At 38.7% G+C, this 12,836-nt stretch carries 16 protein-coding genes; 5 read left to right on the plus strand and 11 right to left on the minus strand.

Going from position 1 to position 12,836, the window contains the following annotated elements:
* Positions 1-7: 7 nt before the first annotated feature.
* The 3 genes from QEZ38_RS08145 to QEZ38_RS08155 are packed head-to-tail and all read right to left on the minus strand — an operon-like array spanning position 8 to position 1,857.
* Positions 8-823 carry a TIGR03943 family putative permease subunit gene (locus tag QEZ38_RS08145; RefSeq protein WP_281335593.1) on the minus strand — a complete coding sequence of 272 codons (816 nt, stop codon included), beginning with the start codon at positions 821-823 and terminating at the stop codon, positions 8-10.
* Complete coding sequence (locus QEZ38_RS08150; RefSeq protein ID WP_281335594.1) at positions 820-1,725, minus strand: permease; 906 nt, start codon at positions 1,723-1,725, stop codon at positions 820-822. Before QEZ38_RS08150 ends, QEZ38_RS08145 begins: the two co-directional genes overlap by 4 nt.
* A complete protein-coding gene (locus QEZ38_RS08155; RefSeq protein ID WP_148131582.1) occupies positions 1,726-1,857 on the minus strand; it encodes an SPJ_0845 family protein in 132 nt (43 codons plus the stop codon).
* Positions 1,858-2,020: 163 nt separating this feature from the next.
* Between QEZ38_RS08155 and QEZ38_RS08160 the strand changes: the two genes are divergently transcribed.
* Genes QEZ38_RS08160 through QEZ38_RS08170 form a run of 3 tightly spaced genes read left to right on the plus strand, consistent with a single transcriptional unit; the run spans position 2,021 to position 4,918 of the window.
* Positions 2,021-4,150: a Tex family protein gene (locus QEZ38_RS08160; RefSeq protein ID WP_075231369.1), complete on the plus strand. Its 2,130-nt coding sequence runs from the start codon at positions 2,021-2,023 to the stop codon at positions 4,148-4,150.
* On the plus strand, positions 4,137-4,586 hold the full coding sequence (locus tag QEZ38_RS08165) for a SprT family protein (RefSeq protein ID WP_281335595.1): 450 nt from the start codon (positions 4,137-4,139) through the stop codon (positions 4,584-4,586). The genes QEZ38_RS08160 and QEZ38_RS08165 overlap by 14 nt, the downstream gene beginning before the upstream one ends.
* A gap of 59 nt (positions 4,587-4,645) precedes the next feature.
* A complete protein-coding gene (locus QEZ38_RS08170; RefSeq protein WP_075231368.1) occupies positions 4,646-4,918 on the plus strand; it encodes a PspC domain-containing protein in 273 nt (90 codons plus the stop codon).
* Between the two features lie 55 nt (positions 4,919-4,973).
* On the opposite strand, the gene QEZ38_RS08175 is transcribed toward QEZ38_RS08170, so the two are convergent.
* Positions 4,974-5,669: a VIT1/CCC1 transporter family protein gene (locus tag QEZ38_RS08175; RefSeq protein ID WP_075231367.1), complete on the minus strand. Its 696-nt coding sequence runs from the start codon at positions 5,667-5,669 to the stop codon at positions 4,974-4,976.
* A gap of 218 nt (positions 5,670-5,887) precedes the next feature.
* Between QEZ38_RS08175 and QEZ38_RS08180 the strand changes: the two genes are divergently transcribed.
* On the plus strand, positions 5,888-7,168 hold the full coding sequence (locus tag QEZ38_RS08180) for an O-acetylhomoserine aminocarboxypropyltransferase/cysteine synthase family protein (protein WP_075231398.1): 1,281 nt from the start codon (positions 5,888-5,890) through the stop codon (positions 7,166-7,168).
* A gap of 63 nt (positions 7,169-7,231) precedes the next feature.
* Positions 7,232-7,912, plus strand: coding sequence for a RadC family protein (gene radC, locus QEZ38_RS08185; protein WP_075231366.1), 681 nt, complete (start codon positions 7,232-7,234; stop codon positions 7,910-7,912).
* A 23-nt stretch (positions 7,913-7,935) separates the two neighbouring features.
* Here the strand turns inward: radC and QEZ38_RS08190 are convergent, their stop codons facing one another.
* The 7 genes from QEZ38_RS08190 to QEZ38_RS08220 form a co-directional block, all read right to left on the minus strand.
* Positions 7,936-8,625 carry a gamma-glutamyl-gamma-aminobutyrate hydrolase family protein gene (locus QEZ38_RS08190; protein ID WP_075231365.1) on the minus strand — a complete coding sequence of 230 codons (690 nt, stop codon included), beginning with the start codon at positions 8,623-8,625 and terminating at the stop codon, positions 7,936-7,938.
* A gap of 15 nt (positions 8,626-8,640) precedes the next feature.
* Positions 8,641-9,282 carry a redox-sensing transcriptional repressor Rex gene (locus QEZ38_RS08195; protein ID WP_075231364.1) on the minus strand — a complete coding sequence of 214 codons (642 nt, stop codon included), beginning with the start codon at positions 9,280-9,282 and terminating at the stop codon, positions 8,641-8,643.
* A gap of 81 nt (positions 9,283-9,363) precedes the next feature.
* Entirely contained in the window at positions 9,364-9,579 is a 216-nt protein-coding gene (locus QEZ38_RS08200; RefSeq protein ID WP_070460469.1) for a DUF4649 family protein, read from the minus strand.
* Positions 9,580-9,588: 9 nt separating this feature from the next.
* Positions 9,589-9,936, minus strand: a complete 348-nt coding sequence (locus QEZ38_RS08205; protein WP_248034256.1) for a DUF1831 domain-containing protein — start codon at positions 9,934-9,936, stop codon at positions 9,589-9,591.
* A 4-nt stretch (positions 9,937-9,940) separates the two neighbouring features.
* Positions 9,941-11,056 (minus strand): cysteine desulfurase family protein, encoded by a 1,116-nt coding sequence (locus QEZ38_RS08210; protein ID WP_075231362.1) that lies wholly within the window; start codon positions 11,054-11,056, stop codon positions 9,941-9,943.
* Positions 11,057-11,071: 15 nt separating this feature from the next.
* Positions 11,072-12,016, minus strand: coding sequence for a ribose-phosphate diphosphokinase (locus QEZ38_RS08215; protein ID WP_075231361.1), 945 nt, complete (start codon positions 12,014-12,016; stop codon positions 11,072-11,074).
* Positions 12,017-12,178: 162 nt separating this feature from the next.
* The gene (locus tag QEZ38_RS08220) at positions 12,179-12,748 is read right to left on the minus strand and encodes a CYTH domain-containing protein (RefSeq protein ID WP_075231360.1); all 570 of its coding nucleotides are present in this window, start codon (positions 12,746-12,748) and stop codon (positions 12,179-12,181) included.
* Positions 12,749-12,836 lie beyond the last annotated feature (88 nt).

The following is a 12,836-nucleotide window of genomic DNA, read 5'->3' on the forward strand; positions in this document are numbered from 1 at the left end:
TACTTTTTTAAAATTCTTTATAAACATAAGGATTCTCTGGTTTATCGACCTTGATGAAAGACTGGACTTCAAGGGTTGGGAGGACTTGGTTAAGTTCCTTGTGATAGTGATTGCTAATCTTACCTTTGACTCTCACCCAGGTGTTATTCTCATAATGATTGGTATTTCCTGTGGTTAAGAGACCAAAAACTCCTGAATCAGCGATACAGTGCATGATACCAAAGCGAAAGACAAATTGACTATCGGTATGATTAGGATCGTTATAGACAAAGCCAATAAACTCGATTTCCTTGCCTTCAAATTCATTTGGATAATCATAGATAGCTTCCATGACTTCCAAGTAATTCTCATCGGTGATGACAATACTAGATTGAGCTAAGTATTTATCAGCAATTTTACGAACAGTGTCTACATAAGCTGTGTGTGAATAAAACCTACTGGTATCCGGTTTAAGATACTGACTGCTCGTACCTTCGCTTGCTTGGATTGCCTTGTCCGTTCCTTCTGACAGAGGAAAATAATATCCTTTTGCCGATACTGTTTGCGAATCTAGCTCGACAGTTGGAAATGTAAACCCAACTAACAAAGGTAAACTTAGGAGGACAGAACTAGCAAGCTTGGCAGAAAACTTATGTAAGTGACTGTGTTCTTTCAAACGCTTGAAGCAAATATAGGCTTGAACAATGGCTAGTAACAAAGATAGAACCATTGTTATATAAGCCAGATAAGAGTAGTGGAGGTTTAGATATTGATTGAGCTTACCAGATAGGTGTAGATAAAGGGTTAAGAAAAAATAACTAATCAAAATAAGAAATCGTATCATATCATCACCCCGACTAGATAAGAATAGACAAGAACAACAAGAGTCACAATGGTCATGAACTGCCAAATAAAGCGAGTTTTGAGATAATTTTTCATCATGAGTAAGTTCTTAACATCAAACATAGGACCTATAACTAGAAAGGCAAGAACTGGAGCAAAACCAAAACTGGAGAGAAGAGAAGAGCCAATAAAGGCATCTGCCTCACTACAAAGCGATAGTAAGAAAGATAAGAGCATTAAAAGAACAATAGCGAGTAGTGGTGTTGCACTAATAGATGTCAGAATACGAGTTGGTACATAAACCTGGACTATGCTAGCAAACAGACAACCGAAAACCAAATAACGTCCCATATCAAAGAATTCATCGATAGCTTGGATAAAGACCTGAAGAAGTTTCTGACCTGAAGTCAAGTGAGAAAAATCATGCTCATGACAAGCCAACCTATTTTCCTTCTGAATGGGTTCTTCCCAGAAAAATCCAAGGAAAATACCCAATATAGTAGCAACAAGAATCGAACCCAAAGCGCGGAGTAAGACCATTTTAAATGAATTACCAAAGGCCGAATAGGTCGCAAAGAGTACGATGGGATTGATGATAGGAGCTGTTACTAGAAAGGGAACAGCTGTATAGCTTGGAACCTTCTTCTCCAAGAAACGGTTGATGATCGGAACAATTCCACACTCACAAGAGGGGAAGAGAAACCCTATAAATGTACCAAAAAAGATCCTCCCCAAACGATTTTTAGGGAGAAATCTATATACTTTTTCAGGAGTCACATAGACTTCAATAGCACCAGAGATAATACTACCAATCAAAACGAAGGGTAGGGCTTCAATGATGATTGATAGAAAAATAGCACCAGCTTGTAAAATACTAGAAGGTAGGCTTTGAAAGAAATCCATCTATTTTTTCTTTTCTGCCTTTTCTTTCTTTTCTTTGTCATCTGGAAATGTCACTTGCTTTAAATCAGGTAGTTTAGCGAACTCTTCGAACATCTTATCTAAGTCATCAGTTTTTGTAAATTTAACAGCCATTGGGCATACCTCAATTCTTATTGTTTCCTCTATTATACTATTATTTCAGCCAAAAGGTTTAATTTTAAATTGTTAAGACCAATGAATTTTTATCTTCAACAAATACCAAGCTAACTGTGACATTAATGAAAACAAGCTTTCTTCCTTATGGTATAATAGTCTCATGGATAAAAAATATGAAAAAATTTCCCAAGATTTGGGTGTAACCTTAAAGCAAATTGATACGGTCTTGTCTTTGACAGCAGAAGGAGCAACCATTCCCTTTATCGCTCGTTATCGGAAAGACATGACTGGTAGTTTAGATGAAGTAGCTATCAAAGCTATTATCGACCTTGATAAAAGTCTTACCAACCTCAATGACCGTAAGGAAGCTGTTTTGGCAAAAATCAAAGAGCAAGGTAAGTTGACCAAAGAGTTAGAAGAAGCCATCTTAGCTGCTGAAAAACTCGCAGACGTTGAAGAGCTCTATCTTCCCTATAAGGAAAAACGTCGCACCAAGGCAACGATTGCGCGTGAGGCGGGACTCTTCCCACTTGCTCGTCTAATCCTACAGAATGTTTCTGACCTAGAAAAAGAAGCAGAAACATTTGTCTGTGAAGGTTTTGAGACTCCACAAGATGCTTTAGCGGGTGCAGTTGATATTTTGGTCGAAGCTCTCTCTGAGGATGTCAACTTACGTTCAATGACTTATCAAGAGGTCCTTAGACATTCTAAGATTACATCCCAAGTCAAAGACGAGAGTCTTGATGAAAAGCAAGTCTTTCAGATTTATTACGATTTCTCAGAGACGGTTGCTAACATGCAGGGATATCGTACTCTTGCCCTTAATCGTGGTGAGAAGTTAGGCATCTTGAAGATTGGTTTTGAGCATGCAGTTGATCGTATCCAAGCCTTCTTTGCTTCTCGTTTTAAGGTTAAAAATGCCTATATTGAAGAAGTTATTCAGCAATCTGTTAAGAAGAAGGTACTGCCAGCTATCGAGCGTCGTATCCGTACAGAGTTAACAGAGAAGGCAGAAGAAGGAGCTATTCAACTATTTTCTGACAATCTGCGTAATCTTCTTCTGGTAGGACCTCTTAAAGGGCGCGTGGTTCTTGGATTTGACCCTGCCTTTCGTACAGGTGCCAAACTTGCGGTCGTTGATGCGACTGGTAAGATGCTGACAACGCAAGTCATTTATCCAGTCAAACCAGCTTCAGCTCGTCAGATTGAAGAAGCCAAGCGTGATTTGGCTGATTTGATTGGCCAATACGGTGTTGAAATCATCGCTATCGGAAATGGAACTGCCAGTCGTGAGAGTGAAGCTTTTGTCGCCGAAGTGCTCAAGGATTTTCCAGAAATTAGCTATGTCATTGTCAATGAGAGCGGTGCATCTGTCTACTCAGCTAGTGAACTTGCTCGTCAAGAGTTCCCTGACTTAACCGTTGAGAAACGTTCTGCTATTTCTATTGCACGTCGCTTGCAAGACCCACTTGCTGAGTTGGTTAAAATTGATCCCAAATCCATCGGTGTCGGTCAATATCAGCACGATGTTAGTCAAAAGAAACTATCTGAAAGTCTAGACTTTGTTGTTGATACAGTAGTTAACCAAGTCGGTGTCAATGTCAATACAGCTAGTCCAGCCTTACTTTCGCATGTAGCTGGGCTTAACAAAACAATCTCTGAAAATATTGTTAAGTATCGTGAAGAAGAAGGAAAAATCACCTCACGAGCTCAAATCAAGAAAGTTCCCCGTTTAGGTGCTAAAGCGTTTGAACAGTCTGCAGGATTCCTCCGTATCCCTGAAAGTAGCAATATCCTTGACAATACTGGTGTTCACCCAGAAAACTATGTTGCTGTTAAGGAACTCTTCAAACGTTTGGACATTAAAGACCTAAATGAAGAAGCGCAAGCCAAACTCAAATCTGTTTCAATCAAGGAAATGGCTCAAGAGCTAGACCTCGGTCAAGAAACACTTAAAGATATTATCGCAGACCTTCTCAAACCAGGTCGTGATTTCCGTGATTCTTTTGACGCTCCAGTTCTTCGCCAGGATGTCTTGGATATCAAAGACTTACAAGTTGGGCAAAAGCTTGAAGGAGTTGTGCGCAACGTCGTTGACTTCGGTGCCTTTGTTGATATCGGTATCCATGAGGATGGCCTGATTCATATCTCTCACATGAGCAAGAAATTCATCAAGCATCCGAGTCAGGTAGTATCGGTCGGTGATTTGGTAACCGTTTGGGTGAAAAAAATCGATGCTGACCGCGAAAAAGTGAATCTGTCGCTTCTTGCACCTAATGAATCTAACTGATTACGTTAAACAGGTTTCTATAGAAGACTTTGGAAAACCTTTCAAACACCAAGCTCAATGGAATACTCGTCTACGGTCGACAGGTGGACGATTTTTTCCTAAGGATGGTCATTTGGATTTCAATCCCAAAGTATATCAAGAACTTGGTTTAGAGGTTTTTCGTAAAATTGTTCGTCATGAGCTCTGCCATTATCATCTTTACTTTGAAGGCAAGGGCTATCAGCATAAGGATTTAGCCTTTAAGCAACTTCTAAAAGAGGTCGATGGTCTCCGCTTTGTTCCTCCCTTATCAAGTGCCAATCAAAAGCCAAGCTTAGTCTATACTTGTCAGACTTGTCACCAAATCTATCAAAGAAAGCGAAAAATCGATACCAAACGCTATCGTTGTGGTCTCTGTCGTGGAAAGCTCCTCTTGTTAAATCGGCCTAAGGACTGATGTAGACAGTTTAGCTTAGTGCTATACTAATATTAAGAAAACCGAAAGAGGAATAAATTATGAATACAAAATTTTATAAAATGAGAAGAAATCGCATGATATCAGGTGTTCTTGCAGGTCTATCTGATAAGTGGAATCTTGATGTAACCCTAGTTCGTTTCCTTTTTGCAATCTTTACAATCGCAAACTTTGGACTCGGGATTATTATCTACATTATCCTCGCTTCGATCCTACCAACAAAAGAAGATATCGAAGCTGAAATGTATGGAACAGGCCCACGCAAGATCAAAGATGCCCAGCCTATCAATGATGACGAAGGTTGGTTTTGGTGATTTTTATTAACTGTTTATATTTTGATAGCAAAAAAGATACCGCGCGGTATCTTTTTTAAATACTAAACAATTGTCCAAATAGATAGGTCACTCCCATGGTTAAAAGACCAATACAAAGGTTACGAATCATAGCTGTTTTGGTTGGTGCTTTTCCAAGTTTAGCACTGGTGTAGCCGGTAACTAATAGAGAAATTGCTACAATAACAACAGTAGCAGGGATTCGGTAGTCACTTGGAAAGATTGTAACCGAAAGCATTGGTGGTAAACTACCAAGAACAAAAGCGATGAAGCTAGATGTTGCAGCATGCCAAGGATTAGTAAATTCTTCGTACTCGATTCCGTATTTTTCCTCAACCAAAGCCTTGAGAGGATTTTTTAGAAAAGCTTTATTGACTAAAAGTTGAGCTGAAGTTTCACACTCACCATTTTGAAGATAAGCAGCATAGAGGGATTTTTTTGCAGCTTCGAGATCCTTATCCAAAAGTAATTGTTCACGCGCTACAGCGGCTTCCTCAGTGTCTTTTTGAGTAGATACAGAGACATACTCGCCTCCAGCCATTGAGAAGGCACCTGCTAAGATTGCTGCTAAACCTGAGAGAAAGATAATCCAGATATTGCTGGTTGCACTGGCAACCCCTATAACAACACCTGCAATGGAAATAATCCCGTCATTAGCTCCAAGAACACCAGCACGTAGGATATTTAAACGACCAGCAAAGTTTGTATCTATTTCATGTTTATTTTCTGACATAGTATTCTCCTTTATATCTAGTATAAAGGATAGGAGAAGTGAAAACAAACATTTTTAACTATCTGAAAAAAGTTCTACAATTCTAATAAAAGATTGCTATTTTTCTCTATCAGGCATAGCCATAGCTATTGCTTATGCCAAGATATAACAAAGTTGTATTTGTAACCTAGTGAAATAGGTGATACAATGAACCTAATGAAATCTTTGGAGGTCTGATGATGACTCGTGAATTTAAATTTGAAACCCTACAATTGCATGCAGGACAAGTTGTAGATGCTACTACCAAATCTCGTGCTGTACCCATTTACCAAACAACATCTTTTGTATTTGAAGATACACAAGAAGGAGCAGAACTTTTTGCACTTCAGAAAGCTGGGAATATCTATACTCGTATTACTAACCCAACAACTTCATCCTTTGAAGAGCGTATTGCAGCTCTTGAAGGTGGTGTTGGTGCTCTTGCCACAGCATCTGGGATGGCAGCTCTTACTTATACTATTCTTGGACTTGCTCACGCAGGTGACCATGTTGTTGCAGCTTCAACTATCTACGGTGGTACTTTTAACCTATTGAAAGAAACCCTTCCTCGTTACGGAATCACCACAACTTTTGTTGATATCGATAATCTAGAAGAGGTAGAAGCAGCGATTAAAGACAATACCAAACTTGTTTTGATTGAAACCTTGGGAAATCCAGTCATCAACATTCCTGATATCGAAAAAATTGCTGAAATTGCTCATAAACATCAGATTCCTTTGGTTGCAGACAATACCTTTGCAACACCATATCTGATCAATGTCTTTTCTCACGGTGTAGATATCGCAGTCCACTCGGCTACTAAGTTTATCGGTGGTCATGGTACAACAATCGGTGGTGTTATCGTTGATAGTGGGAAGTTTGACTGGACTGCTTCAGGGAAATTCCCTCAATTAGTCGAAGAAGATCCAAGCTACCACAATATCAGCTATACTCGTGATGTTGGTGCTGCAGCTTTTATCGTTGCTGCTCGTGTTCAACTGCTTCGCGATATGGGAGCTGCCCTTTCACCATTTAACTCATTCTTGCTCTTGCAAGGCCTTGAAACACTTTCTCTCCGTGTAGAACGCCATGTTCAAAACGCTGAGAAAATCGTTGATTTCCTTGTGAACCATCCAAAGGTTGAAAAAGTTAATTATCCAAAATTAGCTGATAGCCCTTACCATACCTTAGCAGAGAAATATTTACCAAAAGGTGTTGGTTCAATCTTTACCTTCCATGTTAAAGGTGGAGAAGCAGAAGCACGTAAGGTGATTGACAACTTGGAAATCTTTTCAAACCTAGCCAATGTGGCAGATGCAAAATCATTGGTCGTTCATCCAGCAACTACAACTCATGCCCAGTTGTCTGACTCAGATTTAGAAGCAGCAGGGGTAACTAAAAATCAAATTCGTCTATCAATTGGTCTTGAAAATGTTGATGATTTGATTGAAGATTTGCGTCTTGCTCTTGAAAATATTTAAAAATATATAAAATTTATCTGGTTTAAGATCCTTCTCACGAATAATAAAGTGAGGAGGATTTTTATGTATAGTATTTCATTTCAAGAAGATTCACTCTTGCCAAGAGAACGGCTGGTGACAGAAGGAGTGGGAGCTCTGAGCAATCAGGAATTACTAGCTATTTTACTCAGAACAGGAACTCGTCAATCGACTGTTTTTGAAATCGCTCAAAAAGTATTGAATCAATTAAGTTGCTTAACTGATTTGAAAAAAATGACCCTACAAGAACTACAGGGATTATCAGGTATTGGTAGAGTGAAAGCTATTGAGTTGCAAGCCATGATTGAACTGGGCCATCGTATTCATAAGCAAGAAACCATGGAGGCAGAGAGTATTCTCAGTAGTCAAAGGTTGGCTAAAAAGATGCAAGCTGAACTGGGAGATAAAAAACAAGAGCACCTGGTGGCGCTCTATCTTAATACTCAAAATCAAATCATTCATCAGCAAACCATTTTTATCGGCTCAGCTACTAGAAGTATTGCTGAACCACGGGAAATTCTCCACTATGCTTTAAAGCATATGGCAACATCTGTGATACTGGTTCACAATCACCCTTCTGGTGCTGTCATGCCAAGTAGAAATGATGACCATGTTACGAAGCTTGTCAAAGAAGCCTGTGAATTAATGGGGTTGGTCTTATTGGATCATCTTATCGTCTCACACTCCGATTATTTTAGTTACCGTGAGAAGACGGATCTGGTGTAAAAAACCTGTATATGATACAGGTTTTACAATTCATTGACGACATAGTCGAAAAGTGTTTTATCTTTGGGGCGATTTTCAAAGAGAAATTCAGGATGCCATTGAACACCGAGGTAAGGGAAACCATCCGTTGTTGTAACAGCCTCGATAATTCCATCTTTAGGATCATGAGCTACAACCTTGAGATTTGGAGCTAGGTCCTTAATACTCTGATGGTGGAAAGAGTTGATATGAGAGATTTCTCCATAGATTTCTCGAAGAATAGTATCAGGCTCGGTGACTAAACGTTGAGTTGTATACTCGGCTGAAGTATCCTGCCAATGGTCTTCAATATCTTGATAAAGAGTTCCTCCCATAGCCACATTAAAGAGCTGGGTGCCTCGACAAACAGAAAAAATTGGTTTCTTTTGTTTGATTGCTTCTTCAATGAGTGCCAACTCAAAAAAATCGCGTTGAAGGTGGTAGTCATCGCTATCGATCGTTTTAGATTCACCATAGAACTTTGGATCGACATTTTGTCCACCAGTTAAAATGAGTTTATCAATCAAGCTAATGTAGTAACTGGCCATTTCTTGATCACCAATTGGTAGGATAATGGGAATTCCCCCAGCTTCCTTGACTCCTTCAACAAAGCCCTTCGCAGCATAGCTCATCATCAGCTCATCATCAGGATGAGCTTTTTCGTTTCCTGTAATCCCAATAACTGGTTTTTTCATAAATGCTTACGCTTTCTAATCCTCTTTTCTCATGAAATAGAGGAGAGTTTGCAATTCACTAGTTAAATCCACATACTGAGCTACCACATCTTTTGGTAGTTGGAGATGAACGGGTGAAAAGCTTAAAATTCCTTTAATACCTGCTTCAACAAGAAGATTAGCTACTTCTTGTGATTTGACACTCGGAACAGTTAAGATTGCAGTTTTAACATCTGCATTTTTTATTTTCTCCTTGATTTGGGAAATTCCATAAATTGGGATTCCATCGGGAGTTTTTGTCCCAACCTCAGGATGATCATCCAAATCAAAAGCCATAATGATTTTCATTTTGTTTCGTTCGTGGAAACGGTAGTGAAGGAGAGCGTGCCCCATATTACCAATACCCACCAACATAACATTTGTAATAGAATTATCATTTAGAAGATCAGCAAAAAACGTCATTAGTTTTTTGACATCGTAGCCAAATCCACGGCGACCAAGTTCACCAAAGTAGGAAAAATCTCGTCTAACGGTAGCAGAATCAATACCAATGGCCTCGGCAATTTGTTTTGAGTTGGCTCTTTCAATCTTTTCTGCATGAAATCTTTTAAAGATACGATAATAAAGAGAAAGTCTCTTTGCTGTTGCTTTTGGAATAGCAGACTGTTTTTCTTTCACAAAATCACAACCTTTCTAAATACTATTTTATAGAAAGATTGTGAAAAAATCAACAAAAATAAGAAAAAACTAAGAAAAATCTTAGCTTATCTTCGTAAAATCATAGTGAGATAGAAAACGATAGAGATTTCCCAGAAGCCCCTGATAGATTTCTTTTCCATTATAGGTCAGAGAAGTAATGACAGTAGTATCTGGAAGAGTCACACAGCCTGAAAGTGATAGCATGAGTGCTTCATAATCTTCGTATTCTAAAACGCGATCGACTTGATAGGTGTCTTTGTAAGTTAATCGAAACATGATTGCCTTCTATCTTTCGCTTTTAGTAAAGACATCACGTTCAACAAGACTATCCATCAAGAAGTAAAATTTCTCTTGGTGGATATGAGTTTTTTCTGACTTAAAGATATCGACTAAACGTAGACCAAATTTATCAGTGATGTTGATTTTTGCACCTGTTAAGTCTTTGTTGATGATAATCTTAAGTTGGAAACCTTCCCCACTATTTGGAACTTTTTCAAGAAGACGTGTTAGTTCATAGTTACCAACCTTAGTTTCAAAAAAAGTGTTATCTTTTAGAGTGAACTTTTTGACGGTTGGGCTAAGTGTGTAATTATAACGGCAATTTTTAAGACTAATGGTTTTTTCGAATGCCATTGAGTTAACCTCCAATGATTTCTTTTAGAGTTTGTGCGAGAGTGATTATTTCTTGCTCTGTATTTTGAGGTGAAATGCTGACGCGAACGGATTCGTGTAAGCGAGGAGAGTCTTCACCGTAGAAAGCCTGAAGAACATGACTAACTTGAACGACACCTGCAGTACAAGCAGAGCCAGTTGAAATAGAAATACCTTCAAGATCTAGACGAAGGAGTAGTAGATCATTACGTTGACCTGGGAATCCAATATTAAGGACATAAGGTAGCTGGTCATTTCCTTGATTGAGGTAATAGTCTGTGTCAGCCATTTCCTTTAAGAATGTTTCTTTTAGTTTTTGAACCTTTTCAAAGTTTTGTGCTTGGTTTTCAAGATCATCCTTTAGAGCTGCTACCATTCCCACAATGGCAGGAAGATTTTCTGTTCCTGCTCTTTTTTTCTGCTCTTGATCGCCACCATGAAGGTAGGAGTCAAAATCTGTAGATGCAGCATAGAGAAAACCAACTCCTTTTGGACCATAAAATTTGTGTGCAGAAGCGCTAAGAAAATCAATTCCCAATTTTTCGGGAAGAATCTCTAATTTACCAACTGCCTGAACCGCATCGACATGATAGACGGCTGGATGATTTTTTAGAACTTCCCCAATTTCAGCAATAGGTAAAAGTGTACCAGTTTCATTGTTTGCAAACATAGTAGAAACAAGAATGGTATCTTCACGCAGTGCATTTTTGACCTGGTCTGCAGTAATTTCTTGATTTTCAGGCTGTAAAATAGTCACTTCAAAACCGAAATTTTCAACCAAGTATTTGATGGGTTCTAGAACAGCATGGTGCTCAATCGCAGTAGTGATAATGTGCTTTCCACGATTTTGATGGCGAAGGCAGTAGCCGATGATAGCAGTATTATTGCTTTCAGTACCACCAGTGGTAAAGAATATATGTTGTGGCTTTGTTCCTAGTAAACTTGCTAGTTCTTGACGAGCTTCTCGTAATAGTTTACCTGCTTGGCGCCCATGTCCATGAATACTAGAAGGGTTGCCATAAGTTTCCTGCATGACTTGAGTCATTGCTGAGATAGCAACTGCTGACATAGGAGTCGTAGCAGCATTATCCAAATAAATCAAAAGCTCACCTGATTTCTATTTAAATAGTGGACTAACTGGTTTTCTTTCGTGAATACGAACCATAGCATCACCAATCAATTCGCTAGCAGTGATGTATTGTACGTTTTTAGGTGTTTTCCCTTTAGTTGCAACAGAGTCTGTTACCAAGATTTCCTTGATATTTGCTGCATCTAACAATTCTGCAGCACCTTCAACAAAAAGTCCGTGACTTGAAACAGCATAGATTTCAGTTGCGCCTTCGCGTTCCACGATTTTAGATGCTTCAGAGAAAGTACGTCCAGTGTTAAGAATATCATCGATTAAGATTGCTTTTTTACCTTCAACATCACCAATGATATAGCCTTGGTTGCGTTCAGAATCATCTTGCGCATAGTCGATAATCGCAATTGGAGCATCAAGATATTCAGCAAGGCTACGAGCACGTTTTACACCAGAGTTCTTAGGGCTAACGACAACCACATCTGAACCAACGAGTCCTTTATCACAATAGTGTTTTGCAAAAAGTGGAATTGTGTAGAGGTTATCAACTGGAATGTCAAAGAAACCTTGAACCTGAACGGCATGGAGGTCTAGAGTCAATACGCGACTAACTCCAGCTTTGACCAACATATTTGCAACAAGCTTGGCAGTAAGTGGTTCGCGAGAAGAAGCGATACGGTCTTGACGCGCGTAGCCAAAGTAAGGAAGGACAACGTTAATCGTATTTGCACTAGCGCGAACACAGGCATCAACCATAATCAAGAGTTCCATCAAGTGATTGTTGACAGGGTAGCTGGTTGATTGGATGATATAGACGTCATAACCACGGACACTTTCTTCGATGTTGACTTGGATTTCACCGTCTGAAAATTGACGGGAAGACAACTTCCCAAGTGGTACACCAGCTGCATCAGCAATTTTTTGAGCAATTTCCTGATTGGAATTGAGAGCGAAAAGCTTCATGTTTTTTGTATCTGACATTGATAAACCGTCCTCTATAAACTATGTGAAGCTGTGTAGTAAACTATTTTTCTTAAAAATCCTTGTCTCTTAGTCTGAGAAAAGCTTATTTGAAGAAAGTATTTGCGACACAGATTCTATTATTTTTTATCCCTTCTATTCTATCAAAAAAAGAAGATTATTTCAGTATTTTTTCATATTTTCTATAAAACGAACTAATTTTGAGGGTGCTTTTTGATAATCGATGCCATTTGCCTCTAAAAAGTCCTTAAAATCAAGCTTTCCTTGGTCGCCATTTTCCACTTCTAACTCCAGTTCGTAGTCAACAATATCGAAGTAATGGCTTTGATCAAGTGCCATAAGACCTATAGAAGTTTCCTTTTCGTAACGAATGGTCGTCAAACAACCTAAAACAGTCCAATCTCTTGGTAAAATACCGCGGGAGAGGAGTTCATCAAGAATCATTCCTTGAGGGAGTTTTCCTGATTCAAGGCATTTGGTGGTTTCTTCTAAGCTTAAAGCTTGATTATATTCCATATTTCCTATGGTTTGTGGGATTTTAATAGTCAATTCAGCACTATCCTCAAAAGTACGAATGCGCATGGCGATTTTATTCTGACGGAGATAAAAATCTGGCGTGTCTAGGTAATAGTTTTTCTGTGTTATCGGTAAAATTTCCGAAAAATTTGCCTGTAATTGGTGGTACTCTTCCTCGGTTAAAAGAGTTTTCATTTCAATTTCCAAATGTTTCATTTTTTTAACCTTTTCCTTATCTATGAAAGCGATTATATGGTATAATAAGCATTGTATTTATTGTATATGATTTTTTCTATAAAATCAA

Origin of the sequence: Streptococcus taonis (genome assembly GCF_029948085.1) — a bacterium.
GTDB lineage: Bacteria > Bacillota > Bacilli > Lactobacillales > Streptococcaceae > Streptococcus > Streptococcus taonis.

Excerpts from the sequence above, each read along its gene's own strand:
- QEZ38_RS08145 (WP_281335593.1), bottom strand. The coding sequence starts at position 823 with ATGATACGATTTCTTATTTTGATTAGTTATTTTTTCTTAACCCTTTAT.
- QEZ38_RS08150 (WP_281335594.1), bottom strand. The coding sequence starts at position 1,725 with ATGGATTTCTTTCAAAGCCTACCTTCTAGTATTTTACAAGCTGGTGCT.
- QEZ38_RS08155 (WP_148131582.1), bottom strand. The coding sequence starts at position 1,857 with ATGGCTGTTAAATTTACAAAAACTGATGACTTAGATAAGATGTTCGAA.
- QEZ38_RS08160 (WP_075231369.1), top strand. The coding sequence starts at position 2,021 with ATGGATAAAAAATATGAAAAAATTTCCCAAGATTTGGGTGTAACCTTA.
- QEZ38_RS08165 (WP_281335595.1), top strand. The coding sequence starts at position 4,137 with ATGAATCTAACTGATTACGTTAAACAGGTTTCTATAGAAGACTTTGGA.
- QEZ38_RS08170 (WP_075231368.1), top strand. The coding sequence starts at position 4,646 with ATGAATACAAAATTTTATAAAATGAGAAGAAATCGCATGATATCAGGT.
- QEZ38_RS08175 (WP_075231367.1), bottom strand. The coding sequence starts at position 5,669 with ATGTCAGAAAATAAACATGAAATAGATACAAACTTTGCTGGTCGTTTA.
- QEZ38_RS08180 (WP_075231398.1), top strand. The coding sequence starts at position 5,888 with ATGACTCGTGAATTTAAATTTGAAACCCTACAATTGCATGCAGGACAA.
- radC (WP_075231366.1), top strand. The coding sequence starts at position 7,232 with ATGTATAGTATTTCATTTCAAGAAGATTCACTCTTGCCAAGAGAACGG.
- QEZ38_RS08190 (WP_075231365.1), bottom strand. The coding sequence starts at position 8,625 with ATGAAAAAACCAGTTATTGGGATTACAGGAAACGAAAAAGCTCATCCT.
- QEZ38_RS08200 (WP_070460469.1), bottom strand. The coding sequence starts at position 9,579 with ATGTTTCGATTAACTTACAAAGACACCTATCAAGTCGATCGCGTTTTA.
- QEZ38_RS08205 (WP_248034256.1), bottom strand. The coding sequence starts at position 9,936 with ATGGCATTCGAAAAAACCATTAGTCTTAAAAATTGCCGTTATAATTAC.
- QEZ38_RS08215 (WP_075231361.1), bottom strand. The coding sequence starts at position 12,016 with ATGTCAGATACAAAAAACATGAAGCTTTTCGCTCTCAATTCCAATCAG.
- QEZ38_RS08220 (WP_075231360.1), bottom strand. The coding sequence starts at position 12,748 with ATGAAACATTTGGAAATTGAAATGAAAACTCTTTTAACCGAGGAAGAG.